Raw genomic sequence first — 17,498 nt, 5'->3', positions numbered from 1 at the left:
TTTAGAAAATACTTTGAGTTTTTAAAGTTAAATATTCCCTTAAATCTTTAGGATAGCTCTGAATCATCTTTAAAAATATATCTCGATCACCTTGATATAAGGCGCGTGTTGCTTCTTCGTAATTTGGCATATTACCCAACATGGCAGACATAAAACGGTCGATGGCTTGTTTAGCGAGCATGATATTACCTTCAGAATTTGGGTTATTTAATTCTTTATCAATTAACTTACGAATTACTGCTGATGCACTCGCACTTTGTTGATCTAACCAATCCCAATGTTTTTTCTGTAAAGTGATTTCACGAGAAATTACACCGAGTTTAGGTCGTCCAACTTTTTTAATTTCTTCCGGTTCAGCATAACGTTGTTGAAATTCTTGTTCCGAACCAGAAAGATCAAGATCAATTTGTTGACCTGTTTGATCATTAAAAATCAGAATATTTCCCGTTGTTTTCGGAAGATCTTTAAGTTTTTTTGCAAGTTCAACTAGGGAGCCGCTCGCAATAAGTGTGCTTCCAGTGAAAGCAGTATAGGTGATTTTAGTATTCATTTTAGCTGTATATTTTTACCGGGGTAAAATAATATTATCAGGGTAAAATTAATTTGGCAAATAATTAAAATTATAACCAAGGGATTATTTGATTTTATGAGTGTAGTCTATGAAGTTAGAACTATAAAAATAGTCAAGAGAATAGGCTATTTAAAATTTTATTCTGCTTTGATATCGCTTTTATGAGACAATGTTTTTTTATTTTTGTGTATTAGGACTCCCATGATTGAGCAATCTCCTGAATCTTTAAGCGATATCGAAATTTTAGACATTTTACAGTCTATGAAAAAAGATAAGCTGGATACGGAAGCAAATGAGATTATCCGTAATGGGGGGAAAGCTGGGCGTCAAGAAGCACATAAACAGGCTTTAGTTGCATTGAATGCAAACTTTGAAGAAAAGTTTGTAGAAGCTGCTACGCTGGCATTAGGCTTGAATTCGGGTCAGGCGAAAAAGATTCGTTATAAAAAAGACCGTATCCGTATTTTTAAAGCACGTGGTATTGATTATTTAGCTATTGATGGTGCAGAAACCGCTCAGGTTTTAGCTCAAGTTGCTCAAGCGATTAGTCGTGAAGACGCGATCGTGACTGAAGGTCTACACAATATTTTTCCATTTTGGAAAGAAGGTTGGCCAATGGTGCAATTCGATAATGCCTATAAAATTTTAGAAGAAGACATTACATTGCATTTTCAGATTGTGTTAGATCACTTAATTGAATATGTACAGAAATAAAAAAAAGCCCCGATTGGGGCTTTTTTATTGCATATGAATAATTAAAGCGTGCTAAAGAGTGGGAAAACACCAATCACTAAAGCAGTACCCATTAATACCATACAAGTTATGAATGCCCATTTTAAAGTGAACTTTTGATGGTCGGCAAAATCGACTTTAGCAAGACCACATAACAAATAGGTTGATGGAACAAGAGGTGATAGCAAGTGTACAGGTTGACCTATAATTGATGCACGAGCAATCGCTTCTGCACTAATACCATAATGTGAAGCAGCTTCAGCAAGAATTGGTAGTACACCATAGAAGAAAGCATCATTTGACATAAAGAAGGTCAATGGCATGCTGACTAAAGCAGTGATCGGTGCAAGGTATGGACCCATACTTGGAGGAATCATTGCGACGAACTCTTTAGACATCGCCTCAACCATACCTGTACCAGATAAAATACCTGTGAAAATACCCGCAGCGAAAATTAAGCCTACCACAGCTAAAACGCTATCTGCATGCATTGCAATACGTTTTTTCTGCATATCAACATTAGGGTAGTTAATGAGCATTGCAATACAGAACGCTAGCATGAATAACACTGACATCGGCAAAATGCCTTTGATTAATGCAATCATGAGAATAATGGTCAACACCATATTCACTTTACGTAAATGTGGGCGTGTCGCTTCAGGATCTTTAGATACTGTAATATTGTCACCATGATGAGTTTCAAGCTCAATCACACCTAAACGTTTTTGTTCATAGCGACCATATAGGTATGCCAAGAAGAATAACCAGCCAATACTAATAACCATAGGAAGGATCATTGGTACGAAAATATGGCTCGGATCAACTTGAAGGGCACTCGCAGCACGAGCAGTCGGACCACCCCATGGCGTTAAGTTCATCACACCACTACAGAGTAGCATAAGAGCTGTCATGATTAGGGTGTTCATCCCTAAACGTTGATAAAGTGGAAGCATTGCTGCCACACAAATCATATAGGTGGTTGAACCATCACCATCTAAAGAAACCATGGTGGTTAAGAACACGGTTCCTAATGTAATTTTTAAAGGATCACCTTTAACTTTTTTCAAAATCCATTTGACTGGTGGATCGAAGAGACCTGCATCGATCATTAAGGCAAAATATAAAATTGCGAATAAAAGCATTACGCCAGTTGGCGCTAATTTTTTGATGCCATCGAGCATCATCTCACTGAGACCTTTGAGTTCAATATGACTCAAACTTTCAAAATAATGACCTAGGCCCCAGGCAATGAGAGAAAAAATAAATGGGATGAGAATTAAAGCAATAATAGGGCTTAAACGTTTGGACATGATTAAGTACATGAAGCACAAAATCATGCCAACACCAAGTAATGTCAGCATACAATCAATCCTTTGCCTATAGTTTTACTGAACAAGTTTATTCAAAACTCTGACCTTGGTTATTCTTATTAATTTTTATTAAAAAGACAAATAATATATTTAGTTTATTTGGTTAATATATATTCATTTAAAAGGGTATATATAGGCGAAATACTGAACATATATATTAACATTATAGTGGTATTATAATAAATAAATACTATTATAAAATGATATAAAGGTAATATAAAAATAAAAATTATATGGCATTTTTTTTAATTATATATGTTTTGATGAGTGAAATGAGAAGAAGAACCATTTAAAACTATACTTTAAGTCAAGATATACAAGCTTATTTACAATGTAAAGGGGGCTTAATCTTTTTGTAGTCATTGAGATATATAGATTATTCTATTATTTTTCAGTATTTAAGCTTTAATGAGAGTGTTAAATAAAATAATAATACTTTTAAATTAAAAGAGCAAACTGAATAAATAGATCTAAAATAATTATTACATATATTTAAAAAATTTATTTAGATTGAAAAAATACCCCATCTAAAATTATGGGGTATTTAAATTAATATAATTTAATTTTCATCAATTGATGAGTGTACTTCGGCTTGTTCTAAAATTCGAGTAACAAGGAGTTGGTCAATTTTAAAATGGTCAACATCGACAACTTCAAATTTATATCCACCAAATTCTACAAAATCTGCTGGACGTGGAATTTTGCGTAAACGATACATCATAAAGCCTGCAAGCGTCTCGTAATTTTCTTCATCAGGCATTTCATCAATTTCAAGTGCATGTCTTAGGTCATCAATCGGTGTGCTGCCATCAATTAACCAAGAGTTATTATCACGTTTAATGATTTGTTGCTCTTCTTCGATAGGAGTAACCCAATCCCCCATAACTGTAATCATAATGTCACTCAAGGTGATTACCCCGACAACGAGTGCATATTCATTTATGACTACCGCAAATTTCTCTTTTGTAGAGCGGAAACGATCAAGTAATTCCGAGAGAGTTAGGGTGTCAGGAATCATCAGGACAGTACGAATGGTTGTTTCATTCAATTGTGTTGGAGATTGATTGTTTAAAATGCGCACCAAGAAATCTTTAGCATCAACATAACCAATGACCTGATCAATATTTTCATTACATACTAAAAATTTTGAATAAGGATATTCTGCTAATTTTTGACGAATACTGTCTTCATGTTCATTTAAGGTGAAATAAACAACGTTTTCGCGTGTAGTCATGCTTGACGGTACAGTACGTTCTTCTAGTTCAAAAACGTTCTCAATAAAGTGATGTTCTTGTTTTTGAAGTACGCCAGCTTGTGCACCTGCATCCATAACTGCTGAAATATCATCGAAAGTAATATTATCTTCTCGTGTTGTATTCACTTTAAACAAACGAAATAGCAAGTTGGCAATTGCATTTATTCCCCAAGCTAAGGGTTTGCACACCTTAATAAAAACTTGAATGGGGTTAATAACGCTAATCGCAATTTTTTCAGGTGCAATCATGGCCAGGCGCTTTGGCATGAGATCTGCGAATAAAATAAATAGAGAAGTTACTAAGGTGAAGGAGAGGGCAAAACCAATGGTCTGTGTCCAAGGACCTTCATAAAAACGGTCAACTAATGTGACAAAAAAGGGACGAAAAGCAGCTTCACCTAAAATACCGCCTAAAATTGCAACAGCATTTAGGCCAATTTGAGAAGCTGCAAAAAAGTCAGCAGATTGTTCTTGTAGATCAAGTACTTGTTGGGCACGTTCTTCGCCAGCTTCGGCTAAAATCTTTAACTTTACTTTTCTGGCACCAGCCAAGGCAATTTCAGTTAAAGATAAAAAGCCTGCTGCGATGATGAGCAGTGCGATGATAATGATATTTTGAAAGAGACTCACAAATCACCCGAGGTTCATCATTATTATGACTATGTTTTAACACAAAAAAGCGCTGAGGTAATCAGATTGATTGCTCAGCGCTTGAAGATAATGTCTAAAATCGACAATTAAATTAAAATTTATTTAATAGTGAGAAAATTGTGAATTGTTGGTTAGAAATTCACGGTTTTCTTCTTCAATCATTTGACGAGCAACAAATAAAATAAGTTGGCGCAACCAGCGATGAGCAGGATGATGATGTAATAACGGACACCAAGCCATTTTAAGTTCAAATTCTGGAATATAAAAAGGAGGATCCTTTATAACCAGTTTAGGATTTTGAGTTTGTAGGCGCGCCATCCGAGTTGGAAGGGTGGCAATCAAGTCAACATTTTGAGCAAGTAATGCTGGCATTTGGTAGTGACGGGTAAATACAGAAATTTTACGACGTTGACCAATACGTTCTAATGCCTGATCAATCCAGCCCAAACCACCTTGTTTGTCTGGATTTACACCAAAACCTACGCCCATACCTGTTTTAGAAACCCAGATATGTTGTGCATCTAAATAACTTTTTAGGTTCAAATGAGTTACAGCAGGGTGTTTGTCGTTAAGAATACAGCTGAAACTATCACGCCAAACTAAAACTTGGTGGAAACTTTGCGGTATTTCATTAAATCTATTAATCGCAAGATCAACTTTACCTTGTTCCATGTCTCTATAAGACACATCACTTGGTGTAAGAAAGTCGAGTACAACATTTGGAGCTTCAGAGCGTAGAGCTTTGACAAGGCGCGGGACTAAAGTTGCCTCGGCATAGTCAGATGTCATAATGCGGAAAACGCGATTACTTGTATAAGGGCGGAATTCGGTACGGGGTTCCAAAATCATGGAAAGATCAGAAAGGGCATCACGAATACGAGGTTGTAATTCAAGTGCACGTTCTGTTGGAGTCATCCCTTCAGAAGAACGAATAAGAAGCGGATCATTAAATAAATTACGTAAACGACGTAAAATATTACTCATTGCAGGCTGAGTTACCCCAAGCTGTTCGGCTGCGCGTGTAACATTTTTTTCACGAAGAAGTACATCAAGATATATTAATAGATTAAGATCTACTCGCTCCAGATTCATAAAAAAAATACCGAAAATAAAACCCTGAAATTGTTTCAAATTATGCCATATTTAATAACTATTGTGTGAAAAAATGATGAGAAAAGCGACATTTTTTGTAGGAATTAAGTAGGAAAGAGAAGGGCTTTAAGGCCATATGTTTATTGTATTTGCCTTATTTCAAGGCGAGTAAATATAAATTCACTTTATTTATGAAGATATCTTCAATTTCTAGCATATCAATTGACTTTTTACATTGGCAAAAATAGCCTAATTTACAATTGACTTTTAGATTTAAAAATGAGTGGAAAATCTCCAAAAATTGTATAAAAATAAGACTTACTAAGTTTTTAGAATAAAACTCTATACTCCTTTAGGATAATTTTATTTTTATAAACAGAGTGTTAAGTTTTTTGGTTTTATCTATAATATCGATTTATTGGTATATTTTTTAAATAAATACTGAAGATTAACAAAGGATATTGGATTAATTGATTGGCTAAGTCTAAGCTGTGCTCATGATGAAGCAGCTGGTGTCATAAGAAATTTAAGTAACGTGACTCTAGGCTTCGATCGATGAAATCCTAAAATGAATACAGGACAATATCATGACTACATATCAAACAGCGATTGATGCAGTACGTCAATTAAAAGCAAAATTCGGCAACACTTGGGCAGACATTAGCCCAGAAGATGCTGCTCGTATGCAACTTCAAAACCGTTTCAAAACTGGTTTAGATATTGCTAAGTATACAGCTGCGATTATGCGTCGTGATATGGCTGAATACGATGCTGACTCAAGCAAATACACTCAATCATTAGGTTGCTGGCATGGTTTCATCGCACAACAAAAAATGATTGCGAACAAAAAATATTTCGGTACTACAAGCAAACGTTATATCTACCTTTCTGGTTGGATGGTTGCTGCTCTTCGTTCTGAGTTTGGTCCACTTCCTGACCAATCTATGCACGAAAAAACTTCTGTTCCTGCATTGATCGAAGAAATCTATACTTTCTTACGTCAAGCTGACGCAAAAGAATTAAACGATTTATTCCGTGCACTTAAAAAAGCACAAGAAGCTGGTGATACTGCTAAAGCAGCTGAAATCACAGCTCAAATTGACAACTTTGAAACTCACGTTGTGCCAATTATTGCGGACATCGATGCTGGTTTCGGTAACGAAGAAGCAACTTACTTACTTGCTAAGAAAATGATCGAAGCTGGTGCTTGTGCGCTTCAAATCGAAAACCAAGTATCTGATGCTAAACAATGTGGTCACCAAGCTGGTAAAGTAACTGTTCCACACGAAGACTTCATCGCTAAGATCCATGCATTACGTTATGCATTCTTAGAAATGGGTGTTGATGACGGTATCATCGTTGCACGTACTGACTCTGAAGGCGCTGACTTGACTCAAAAAATCCCAGTGGTTAAAGAGCCAGGTGACATTGCTTCTCAATACATCAGCTATTTAGATACTCAAGAAATTGACATCGCTGATGCTCAAGAAGACGAAATCTTAATCAAGCGTGATGGTAAATTACACCGTCCTAAGCGTTTACCTTCTGGTTTATATCAGTTCCGTGCTGACACTCAAATTGACCGTGTTGTACTTGACTGTGTATCTAGCCTTCAAAATGGTGCTGACCTTCTTTGGATCGAAACCGCGACTCCAAACGTAGAAGAAATCGCACACATGGTTAATCGTGTTAAAGAAGTTGTTCCAAATGCTAAGCTTGTTTATAACAACAGCCCATCATTCAACTGGACTTTAAACTTCCGTCAACAAGCTTACGACCGTTGGGTTGCTGAAGGTAAAGACGTTTCTGCATATGACCGCGCTAAATTAATGAGTGCTGAATATGACAACACTGAATTAGCTGCTGATGCTGATGACAAGATCCGTACTTTCCAAGCAGATGCTTCTCGCGAAGCAGGTGTGTTCCATCACTTGATCACACTTCCGACTTACCATACTGCGGCTCTTTCTACTCATGAACTTGCACAAGGTTACTTCGGTTCTGAAGGTATGTTGGCTTATGTTGCTGGCGTACAACGTAAAGAAATCCGCGGTGGCATCGCTTGTGTTAAACACCAAGCAATGGCGGGTTCTGACATCGGTGATGATCACAAAGAAATCTTCTCTGGTGACAACGCTCTTAAAGCGCATGACGATGCTAAAAACACAATGAACCAATTCGCTGCTCACTAAGAATTGATTCATCAAAAAACCCGCTCAAATGAGCGGGTTTTTTAATTATTAAAAATTATTTTTTCAAAACATAGTGTTCAGCTAAAGAGCCTTCAACTTTTTTACCTTCCATATCTAAAGCAGTTGCAGTGTTTTCACCAATAAAGAATTTACGGTTTTGGCCTTTATCATCTAAGGTAATGACTGACGTATTATCTTTGTCGAAAGTAAAGGTACCATGGGTTTCAAATGGGTTGGTATCACCTTTACCAATATAAGTTTCAGTCAGCTCATAGGTTTTATCATCTTTAAGTTCTAATTCAGTTTTAATACCTTCACAGTCTGCACATGGGAGAGTACCTTTATATGTACCGTCCCAATCGAGTGAGTTTTCCGCTGTGTGCGCGCTATCTACAGCATTGTTATTTGCTTCGGTCGTTTGTGCAGGAGCAGATGCTTGAGTCGTGTCGGCTTTATTTTCATTTTTGCTACAAGCGGCAAGGAGGATACTTAAGAGTGCTACTGATAATAATGTTTTTTTCATGATGATCTAAACCTCGGAAAATAAATAAAAAACAAGTAAACAGGCTATGAAATATAAGAGCTAAATAAAAGTTTAAGTATGTAATTTAATTATAATAAAAGGTAAAGTGAGTAATTTTTGATCGGGGGTAATGGTTAAAAAGAAAAACAAGGTATCCACGAAAAAAGTTAATGGATACCCCTATATATTAAGGTTGAGAAGAAACTCCACCCAAAGAATCACAAGCTGATTTATAAAGTTGATATTGTTGCTTTAAAACTTCATCTAGTGGCATGTCGAATAGTTCTTCACCATTCTTGTAGCTCTCTACATATGAAGTCGCTTTTTCTTTGCTTACCGCTAAAGATTGTTGGTAATAAGAATTAATAGAACTTGTTGCAATCTGGCTTGTCTCAACATTTTTACATTCAAAATTATGAAGTATTTTCTCTGCACGTTTGACCTCACTAGATTGGCCAAAAATACACCCAGTTAAAAAGACAAGTGGCGTTAACACGAAAAAAAGTTTCATGGAGAGCAAGTATGGAAGCAACGGTGGGCGCTATTGTATAAATAATTCCATGAATTGATGTGGTTTTATGTTAGACATTGATGGTTTTTTAACTTATTAAAATCGAAAAATTGTATCTAATTTTATCATTGGGCTTATTTTTATATTTGGTGCGTATTTTGCTTATAAGTTTAAGCACTTATTTTGAACATATGAACCAGAATGAATCAGGTACAAACGTTTTCAAAAAACTCTTTAGCACCATTTTGGTATGCGCAATTAGAGCTCGGATTTTGTTTTGAAAATTCACGCACCATAATGAATCATAGAAAGCATTATGGCCCTGTTCGGGTGCAAAAAATGCTCTGGCCTGAAAAAACAGGTGTTTGCCATGCCATTATTGTGCATCCTCCAGCGGGAATTGCTGGTGGAGATCATCTTACTTTTCAGATTGAAACCAAAGAACAAGCCCATGCAGTAGTGACTACTCCAGGAGCGGGGAAATGGTACAAAACTAATGGAAAACAAGCGTTTCAGCATATTCATCTTAATGTAAAAGACCAATCTATTTTAGAGTGGGTTCCGCAAGAAACGATGTTGTTTGATGGCGCTTTTGCATATTCGGAAACTAATATTCATCTTGATGATGCCGCAAGTTTTATTGGATGGGATATGTTGGTACTTGGGCGGCAGGCACGTGCTGAGCAATTTGTTCAGGGGAGCTATCACAACCAGTTTAAATTGTGGCGTGAAAATAAATTACTTGTTGCAGATACTCTACATTTTGAAGGACAAGACCGCTGGCTTAAATCATGTTTAGGTATGAATAATCAAGCAGTTATGGGAAGTTTGTGGGCAGTTGCTCCCGAAAAATATCGTTCCTTGTTTTATTTGGAACAACAGTTGGAACTCATTCGGGAATTAATGATGCGTATGGAAGCACCTGTTACATTAACCTTATTGGATGATGTGGTCTGTGCTCGATTCTTAGGAAATGATGTTCGACGTTGTCATGATGCTTTTGCAGCGATTCGAGCTAAATTGCGCCGATATTGGTTTGATTTAGATGAAGAATTCCCAAGAATATGGAAAACTTAAATTACGTTAAATTGCGTATTTAAAAAACAATTAAAACACGTATGCTGCTTTTGAGCATGCATTTTGCTTAATGAATATAGATGCAATTTGAGAAAGAGATATGGAACTCAATCCAACAGAAAAAGATAAATTACTTATTTTTACCGCAGGATTAGTTGCCGAGCGGCGTAAGGCTCGTGGTTTAAAGCTAAATTATCCAGAAGCGATTGCCTTTATTTCTGCTGCATTGCTTGAAGGCGCGCGGGACGGCATGACGGTCAGTGATTTAATGCATTACGGCACAACTTTATTAAAGCGTGAAGATGTGATGGATGGAGTACCGGAAATGATTGCAGAGGTTCAGGTTGAAGCGACTTTTCCGGATGGTTCTAAGTTAGTTACTGTTCATCAGCCAATCGTATAAAAAGGAGCACTTATGATCCCTGGTGAAATCATTACTCCCGATGCGGATATTGAACTGAATGTTGGACGACAAACTTTAAAAGTTATTGTTGCCAATATTGGTGATCGACCTATTCAAGTAGGTTCACATTTTCATTTCTATGAGGCAAACGATGCATTGCAGTTTGAACGTGAAATGGCGAAAGGCTATCGATTAAATATTGCTGCTGGTACTGCAATTCGTTTTGAACCGGGACAAAGTCGTGAAGTAGAACTTGTCAGTTTGGCTGGTAAACGGGAAGTGTATGGCTTTGCAGGCCGTGTCATGGGTAAGTTGGATTAAACATAACAACGATAATGAAAGAGATGAGTAATAAGTTATGAAAATGTCACGTCGTGCATATGCTGAGATGTTTGGTCCAACGGTTGGTGATCGTGTTCGATTGGCAGATACCGAGCTCTTTATCGAGGTTGAGCAAGACTTAACGACATATGGTGAAGAAGTTAAATTTGGCGGTGGAAAAGTCATTCGTGATGGTATGGGACAGTCTCAACTTCTGGCAGATGAGGTAGCAGACACGGTTATTACAAATGCTCTCATTGTCGATTGGTGGGGCATTGTAAAAGCTGATGTAGGCTTAAAAAATGGTCGAATCTGGAAAATAGGCAAAGCCGGGAACCCTGATATTCAACCGGACATTACGATTCCTTTGGGTGCTGCAACAGAAGTGATTGCGGGTGAAGGGCAGATTTTAACAGCAGGCGGTATTGATACCCATATTCATTGGATTTGCCCTCAACAAGTTGAAACTGCGCTAATGTCAGGTACCACTACTATGGTTGGTGGTGGTACAGGACCTGCCGCAGGAACCTCTGCAACTACAGTGACTCCGGGACCTTGGCATATTGCGACCATGTTGCAGGCCATTGATGATTTGCCTATGAATATTGGTCTGTTAGGTAAAGGTAATTTGAGTTTGCCAGATCCAATTCGTGAACAGATTAAGTCTGGGGTAATCGGGTTAAAACTGCATGAAGACTGGGGTTCAACACCAGCCGCTATTGATAACTGCTTGAGTGTGGCAGACGAGTTTGATGTGCAAGTTGCTATTCATACAGATACGTTAAATGAAAGCGGTTTTTTAGAAGAAACTCTAGCTGCATTTAAAAATCGTACGATTCATACGTATCATACCGAAGGTGCGGGCGGTGGGCATGCACCTGATATTTTAAAAGCGATTGGGCAAAGTAATGTATTGCCATCTTCGACCAATCCAACGCGACCTTATACGATTAATACCATTGATGAGCATTTAGATATGCTCATGGTTTGCCATCATTTAGACCCAGCAATTGCTGAAGATATTGCTTTTGCAGAAAGTCGTATTCGCCGTGAAACCATTGCTGCCGAAGACATTTTGCAAGACTTAGGCGCGATTGCCATGATGTCCTCTGACTCTCAGGCTATGGGTCGAGTAGGGGAAGTGATTTTACGGACTTGGCAAACTGCCCACAAAATGAAAATTCAACGTGGTCCTTTAGAAGGTGATAACGAGTTTCATGATAACAATCGCGTTAAACGTTATATTGCTAAATATACGATTAACCCAGCAATTACGCATGGTTTAAGTCATGAAATTGGTTCAATTGAAGTAGGGAAGCTTGCTGATTTAGTGTTATGGAAGCCTGCCTTTTTTGGCGTGAAACCCTCCATGATTATTAAAGGAGGCATGATTGCAGCGGCACCGATGGGTGACATTAATGCTTCAATTCCGACACCTCAACCTGTACATTACCGCCCAATGTTTGGTGCCTATCCACGTGGTGTGCACAACACTTGTATTACCTTTTTATCTCAAGCAGCGATTGATGAAAATGTTGCTGAAAAATTAAACCTGAAAAAGTTAATTAGTCCTTGTAAAAACACCCGTGCTATTAGCAAAGCTGATATGAAACACAACACATATTGTCCTGTCATGCAGGTTCACCCTGAGACTTACGAGGTGCGAGCTGATGGTGAGTTATTAATATGTGAACCTGCTGAAGTATTACCCATGGCACAGCGCTATTTCTTGTTTTGATGATTTTTATAGAGGTGATTTGCCTCATTGCTGTATTTGTAGATATGAATGAAATAAATAAGGAGAGAATAGCTAAATGAAAATCTATACACAACGCCTTGATGATATTTCTCCTGATCAAACATTTGAAACGGTTGAACTGACTTTTGATACCCGCCAAAAATCCCGCTTTCGGGCGACTTTAGCGAGTGGTGTAGATATTGGTGCTGATTTACCACGTACCGGAATTTTGCGTAGTGGATCCTACATTGCAACACAACAGGGAGATGTGCTACGTGTAGATGCTAAGCCTGAACGTCTGATGCAAGTCAGTGCAGCAAGCGATTTTGATTTGCTTAAAGCGGCTTATCACTTAGGTAATAGACACGTGCCATTAATGCTGACACCTACTGCTTTATATTTTGAACCTGACCATGTGCTTGCAGAAATGGTAGAGGGGCTGGGGCTTACAGTCTCAGAAACTGATCATCCGTTTGAACCTGAAAGTGGTGCCTATGCACAGCATAGTCATGACCAACGCTTAAGCCCAATCAAAGCTTTGCACCATGTCCATTCATAACGCGGCGCAATTACTTCAATTACTGACACTGTCTTCTACGGCATTGCCAGTCGGAGCATATTGTTACTCACAAGGTGTAGAAACAGCCATTGATATTGGCTTAATACACGATGAAACCTCGGCAATTGCTTATTTTGAAGAAGTGCTGGAGATGCTGTTAGTACGCTTTGAGCTGCCAGTACTGAAACGTCTCATGCAATATCATGATGATTCAGATGAGTTTCTGGTTTGGGCAAATTTATATAAGGCAAGTCGTGAAACTAAAGAGCTTTTGGCAGAGTCTCAACAGCTGGCATTTTCTTTGAATGCGTGGATTAGAGATGTTTTACAAAAACCTGTTGAGGTTAAAAAGCAGTTTGGTTTTGTGCCTGTTTATGCACAGCTCTGTGGTCGACTTGGGCTTAACGATGTTGACGTGCTCACAGCTTATACCTTTACCGTTTTAGAAAATCAGGTTCTGGCTGCGGTAAAAACTGTTCCTTTAGGACAAATGGCTGGACAAAGAATTTTATGGCATTTGCATGGGCTTGTACCACAGGCTGTGGAGAACGCTTTGAAACTCAAAGATGAACAATTGAGTAGTGCTTTACCTCGTTATGCAATGCTGAGCATGAAACATGAAACACAATATTCACGGTTATTCAGATCTTAAGTTTAGGAAAAAAGGATAAAAATCATGACAGAACGTAGTCCATTACGAGTCGGAATTGGCGGACCAGTAGGTTCGGGCAAAACTGCGCTTACTCTTAATTTATGTTTAGCCTTGCGTAATAAATACAACATGGCTGTGGTGACAAATGATATTTACACCAAAGAAGATTCAAACTTTTTAACCCGTAACGAAGCGATGTCGCCAGATCGTATTGTGGGTGTAGAAACTGGTGGTTGTCCTCATACAGCAATTCGTGAAGATGCTTCAATTAACTTGGCTGCAATTGATGATTTGTGTGAAAAGTTTGAAGGCTTAGAGCTCATTATTATTGAAAGTGGTGGCGATAATTTAGCAGCTACCTTTAGTCCAGAGCTTTCTGATTTAACTTTATATGTAATTGATGTGGCAGGCGGAGAAAAAATCCCTCGTAAAGGCGGGCCCGGCATTACCAAGTCAGATTTACTCATTATTAATAAAACGGACCTTGCGCCAATGGTAGGTGCAAATCTTGATGTTATGGATCAAGATGCGAAACGCATGCGCGGAGAAAAACCATTCTTATTTTCAAATATGAAAACGCAAGATGGGCTTGAAGAAATCATTCAATTTATCGAGAAACAAGGGCTGTTTAAAGCTTAAGGAGAGATTATGAACTTCATTAAAAAATGGGGCATAGGGCTCCTTGCATTGTTACCTACACTTGTAATGGCACACCCGGGACATGACCATGAACATTCGGGTTTTGTAGCAGGTTTTATTCATCCATTTACTGGTTTAGATCATTTAGTGATGGCCTTAGCTTTTGGTGTTTTACTCTGGTCAGCAGCTAAGCAATGGAAAATTGCGGGTGTCATTACTTTGAGTGTCACTCTAATTATAGGCTTCTTGGTGGGTGCTCAAGGTTTAGTACCTGCGAATGTTGCTGAATATGGAATCGTTGCTTCTTTAGTCGTTACAGCAATTGCACTATGGACAAAATCAAATCGGATTTTACCTATCGCGGCGGCATTACTTGCAAGTTTTCATGGTATGGCACATGGCGTTGAATTAGCGCATGCAGGCCATGTTGTGGCATTAGTAACAGGTATGGTTGCAGCGATGGCTTTAATTTATTGTGGTGGATTAGCATTGGGTGCTGCGGTTACACGATATGTGCCATATGGCAAAAAAATTGTAGGTGCTTGCGCTGCGATTGTTGCTGTTATTGGATTAAGTTAGTCATAACTTTGGAAGTAAAAGGTAGCAATAGGCTACCTTTTTTTATTTGGCGATTTTTTGATAAAGCCCAGAGTGAACTGTACCAGCTTTGGTTGTTTTGACTTGTTGCCAAGTTGCAGGAAGTTGAAGTTGAGACAAATCACGGTCAGCTTCAACATAAATATATCCATTTTTTTTAATATGTGGCTCGGCCAAGTTAGATAGCTCTTGCCATAAATCAAGGCTATAAGGTGGATCTAAAAAAACCACATCAAATTGTTCTTTTAAACGCGGTAAAGCTTGTTGAGCAGTTGCATTAATCAAATGACAGTTTTGGGCTTTTAAGAGTTCAACATTATCTTTTAAAAATTTTGCCTGCGTCTTATCGGGTTCAATCATATAAACCGAAGCAGCCCCGCGTGACAATGCCTCAAAACCTAATGCCCCAGAGCCTGTGCAGATATCGAGAACCTGAGCATTTTGAATGTCCCACATGAGCCAGTTAAACAGAGTTTCACGTACTCTATCCGGAGTTGGACGTAAACCATCAATGCTAGCGAAGGGAAGTACTCGTCTTTTCCATTCGCCTCCAATAATGCGTAATTGATTTTTCATTATTCATCGACCTCATTGGTAGCAGGACGAGCAGGAGTCGTTTGTGGTGTTGATGCTGCTGCAGGCTTGTTTGAAGTCACTGGTGCTGGACTAGAACTTTCCCCACCGCTTGGCAGTTCACCAGGTTTAATTCCTGCTGTCATTAGTCCACCATTGACTTGGTGATTTGCTGGGCGAATCGGATTTTTCTTACGCGTTAATAGCCAGTAATCAAATACAGGTCGTGCAAGTTGTGCAGCAGAACCACCATGACGGCCGTTCTCCCAAATCACGGCAATCGCGATTTCAGGTTTATCGGCAGGGGCAAATCCAACGAATAAACCATGATCAAGCTGACGTTCGCTCAAGGCTGCTTCGTTATAGCGTTTACCTTGCGCAATACTCTTAACCTGTGCTGTTCCTGTTTTTCCTGCAATTTGATATAGAGGAGTGCGAATACCTCTACCAGTACCTGACTGAATTACATCAATCATGGCATCGCGCATTTGAATCCAATCTTCGTCGGTTCCGTTAAAGTTAATTTTGCCGTCAGGTGCATTACGTACGGTAAATGGTTTTGCACCATGAGTTGCGCGTAAAACATGAGGCGTAACGTGGGAACCATGGTTTGCCGTAATCGCAGTTGCCATGGCAAGTTGTATCGGAGTGGCTGTAAAAGCACCTTGCCCAATACTGACTGAAATAGTTTCACCCTTCATCCATTTCGCTTTACGCGTACGCATTTTCCATTCAGGATTTGGATAAAGACCTTCACTTTCACTTGGTAAATCGACACCTGTTTTTTGGCCAAACCCGAATTGACGCATCCATTGGTTCATTTGATCAATACCCATTTGATGGGCAAGAATATAGAAATAGGTATCACATGACATAATAATGGCTTTATGCATGTTCACGATGCCATGACCAGATTTTTTCCAGTCACGGAATTTATGTGAATCACCTGGTAGGTGGAAATAACCGGGGTCAGAAATTGCCGTTGACCAGTCCACTATGCCGTAATGTAAACCACCCATAGCTTCCATTGGCTTAATGGTAGAACCGGGCGGATATACACCCTGTACAGCGCGGTTATAAAGTGGTTGATCTAAATTATCACGCAGTGAACTATAGTCAGTATGGCTAATTCCTGTCACAAACAAATTAGGGTTGAAGCTTGGACTAGATACTAATGCTAGAATTTCGCCAGTACGAGGGTCGATGGCGACAATAGCCCCACGACGACCTGCAAGCTGTTGAGATGCGACAACTTGTAAACCGTAATCTAAAGATAAATAGAGGTCATTACCGCGGGTAGGGTCTTTACGGCCTAAATGGCGTAATACATTGCTATGGGCATCTGCCTCAACAGATTCATAACCCGGTGTACCGTGCAGTAAATCTTCATAGCTTCTTTCAACACCAATCTTTCCAATCAGGTTGGTTCCAGCATATAAGTCTTTATCAATACTTTTTAATTCTTTATCGTTGATACGCCCGACATAACCAATCACATGAGCAAATAATTCACCATGTGGATAATAACGGGTCATTTGTGTCTCAATTCTTACACCCGGAAATTTATATTTAGCTTCACTAAATTTGGCAATATTTGCTTCAGTCAAATTAAGTTTAATTGCCACACGTTCAGTTTTACGGGCAGTTTTTATACGACTTTTAAAACGGTCAATATCTTCTTGTGTTAAATCCAAAATAGGTTGTAGTTGTTCAACCACACTATCAACATCTTCTACGTCTGTTTTACTTAAAGTCGCTGTAAAAACAGGGTAGTTATCTGCTAGTAAGACACCATTTCTGTCATAGATATAACCACGAGCAGGTGGAAGTGGCTGCAAGCGAATTCGGTTTTTGTCGGATGCAGTTGAGAATTCATCGTAGTGGAAAATTTGCAGATAAGCGTATCGACTAATTAAGACTAATAAGCAGATGGTCACAATCCCTACGGCAAAAAAGATACGACCTCGATAAATGCGCTTTTCTTGCTGGATATCTTTTAAAGGAAAGTGCTGCTTCATAAGGATCGACTTAATGAGATAGGG

At 38.6% G+C, this 17,498-nt stretch carries 18 protein-coding genes; 10 read left to right on the top strand and 8 right to left on the bottom strand.

Annotated features, from left to right (window positions below; all coding sequences use genetic code 11):
- Nucleotide 1: 1 nt before the first annotated feature.
- The gene (locus KTI78_RS03065; protein WP_262445167.1) at nt 2–550 is read right to left on the bottom strand and encodes a DUF2239 family protein; all 549 of its coding nucleotides are present in this window, start codon (nt 548–550) and stop codon (nt 2–4) included.
- A 222-nt stretch (nt 551–772) separates the two neighbouring features.
- Between KTI78_RS03065 and KTI78_RS03060 the strand changes: the two genes are divergently transcribed.
- Nucleotides 773–1,285, top strand: a complete 513-nt coding sequence (locus KTI78_RS03060; RefSeq protein WP_004793963.1) for a hypothetical protein — start codon at nt 773–775, stop codon at nt 1,283–1,285.
- Nucleotides 1,286–1,326: 41 nt separating this feature from the next.
- Here KTI78_RS03060 and KTI78_RS03055 read toward each other — a convergent pair whose 3' ends face one another.
- The 3 genes from KTI78_RS03055 to KTI78_RS03045 all read right to left on the bottom strand — a co-directional run bounded on the left by KTI78_RS03055 (nt 1,327) and on the right by KTI78_RS03045 (nt 5,671).
- The gene (locus KTI78_RS03055; protein ID WP_262445166.1) at nt 1,327–2,664 is read right to left on the bottom strand and encodes a CitMHS family transporter; all 1,338 of its coding nucleotides are present in this window, start codon (nt 2,662–2,664) and stop codon (nt 1,327–1,329) included.
- A 568-nt stretch (nt 2,665–3,232) separates the two neighbouring features.
- Nucleotides 3,233–4,558 (bottom strand): hemolysin family protein, encoded by a 1,326-nt coding sequence (locus KTI78_RS03050; RefSeq protein WP_016141892.1) that lies wholly within the window; start codon nt 4,556–4,558, stop codon nt 3,233–3,235.
- 123 nt (nt 4,559–4,681) lie between these two features.
- Nucleotides 4,682–5,671, bottom strand: coding sequence for a LysR family transcriptional regulator (locus tag KTI78_RS03045; RefSeq protein WP_004703082.1), 990 nt, complete (start codon nt 5,669–5,671; stop codon nt 4,682–4,684).
- Between the two features lie 587 nt (nt 5,672–6,258).
- Between KTI78_RS03045 and KTI78_RS03040 the strand changes: the two genes are divergently transcribed.
- Nucleotides 6,259–7,863 carry an isocitrate lyase gene (locus KTI78_RS03040; RefSeq protein WP_016141891.1) on the top strand — a complete coding sequence of 535 codons (1,605 nt, stop codon included), beginning with the start codon at nt 6,259–6,261 and terminating at the stop codon, nt 7,861–7,863.
- 55 nt (nt 7,864–7,918) lie between these two features.
- Here KTI78_RS03040 and KTI78_RS03035 read toward each other — a convergent pair whose 3' ends face one another.
- Together KTI78_RS03035 and KTI78_RS03030 are read right to left on the bottom strand one after the other, a co-directional pair.
- Nucleotides 7,919–8,386: a copper resistance protein NlpE gene (locus KTI78_RS03035; protein ID WP_224993141.1), complete on the bottom strand. Its 468-nt coding sequence runs from the start codon at nt 8,384–8,386 to the stop codon at nt 7,919–7,921.
- Nucleotides 8,387–8,573: 187 nt separating this feature from the next.
- Complete coding sequence (locus tag KTI78_RS03030) at nt 8,574–8,897, bottom strand: hypothetical protein (protein WP_005070594.1); 324 nt, start codon at nt 8,895–8,897, stop codon at nt 8,574–8,576.
- 201 nt (nt 8,898–9,098) lie between these two features.
- On the opposite strand from KTI78_RS03030, the gene KTI78_RS03025 reads away from it, so the two are divergent.
- From KTI78_RS03025 to KTI78_RS02990, 8 genes are all read left to right on the top strand, one after another.
- Nucleotides 9,099–9,974, top strand: a complete 876-nt coding sequence (locus tag KTI78_RS03025; RefSeq protein WP_262445165.1) for an urease accessory protein UreD — start codon at nt 9,099–9,101, stop codon at nt 9,972–9,974.
- A 100-nt stretch (nt 9,975–10,074) separates the two neighbouring features.
- Nucleotides 10,075–10,377, top strand: coding sequence for an urease subunit gamma (gene ureA / locus KTI78_RS03020; protein ID WP_002117495.1), 303 nt, complete (start codon nt 10,075–10,077; stop codon nt 10,375–10,377).
- A gap of 12 nt (nt 10,378–10,389) precedes the next feature.
- Nucleotides 10,390–10,698, top strand: a complete 309-nt coding sequence (locus tag KTI78_RS03015) for an urease subunit beta (RefSeq protein WP_262445164.1) — start codon at nt 10,390–10,392, stop codon at nt 10,696–10,698.
- Between the two features lie 37 nt (nt 10,699–10,735).
- Complete coding sequence (gene ureC, locus KTI78_RS03010; RefSeq protein ID WP_262445163.1) at nt 10,736–12,436, top strand: urease subunit alpha; 1,701 nt, start codon at nt 10,736–10,738, stop codon at nt 12,434–12,436.
- A 76-nt stretch (nt 12,437–12,512) separates the two neighbouring features.
- Nucleotides 12,513–12,995 (top strand): urease accessory protein UreE, encoded by a 483-nt coding sequence (ureE, locus tag KTI78_RS03005; RefSeq protein ID WP_262445162.1) that lies wholly within the window; start codon nt 12,513–12,515, stop codon nt 12,993–12,995.
- Entirely contained in the window at nt 12,982–13,647 is a 666-nt protein-coding gene (locus KTI78_RS03000; RefSeq protein ID WP_262445161.1) for an urease accessory protein UreF, read from the top strand. Before ureE ends, KTI78_RS03000 begins: the two co-directional genes overlap by 14 nt.
- Before the next feature lie 24 nt (nt 13,648–13,671).
- Entirely contained in the window at nt 13,672–14,286 is a 615-nt protein-coding gene (ureG, locus tag KTI78_RS02995; protein WP_002117800.1) for an urease accessory protein UreG, read from the top strand.
- Nucleotides 14,287–14,295: 9 nt separating this feature from the next.
- On the top strand, nt 14,296–14,865 hold the full coding sequence (locus KTI78_RS02990; protein ID WP_262445160.1) for a HupE/UreJ family protein: 570 nt from the start codon (nt 14,296–14,298) through the stop codon (nt 14,863–14,865).
- A 42-nt stretch (nt 14,866–14,907) separates the two neighbouring features.
- Here KTI78_RS02990 and rsmD read toward each other — a convergent pair whose 3' ends face one another.
- Both rsmD and mrdA read right to left on the bottom strand, forming a co-directional pair.
- Nucleotides 14,908–15,459 (bottom strand): 16S rRNA (guanine(966)-N(2))-methyltransferase RsmD, encoded by a 552-nt coding sequence (rsmD, locus tag KTI78_RS02985; RefSeq protein WP_262445159.1) that lies wholly within the window; start codon nt 15,457–15,459, stop codon nt 14,908–14,910.
- A complete protein-coding gene (gene mrdA, locus KTI78_RS02980) occupies nt 15,459–17,474 on the bottom strand; it encodes a penicillin-binding protein 2 (RefSeq protein WP_262445158.1) in 2,016 nt (671 codons plus the stop codon). The genes rsmD and mrdA overlap by 1 nt, the downstream gene beginning before the upstream one ends.
- Nucleotides 17,475–17,498 lie beyond the last annotated feature (24 nt).

Source organism: Acinetobacter sp. WU_MDCI_Abxe161, from assembly GCF_025514355.1.
Taxonomy (GTDB): Bacteria; Pseudomonadota; Gammaproteobacteria; order Pseudomonadales; family Moraxellaceae; genus Acinetobacter; species Acinetobacter pittii_E.
This window is presented reverse-complemented; position numbering and strand designations above follow the sequence as displayed.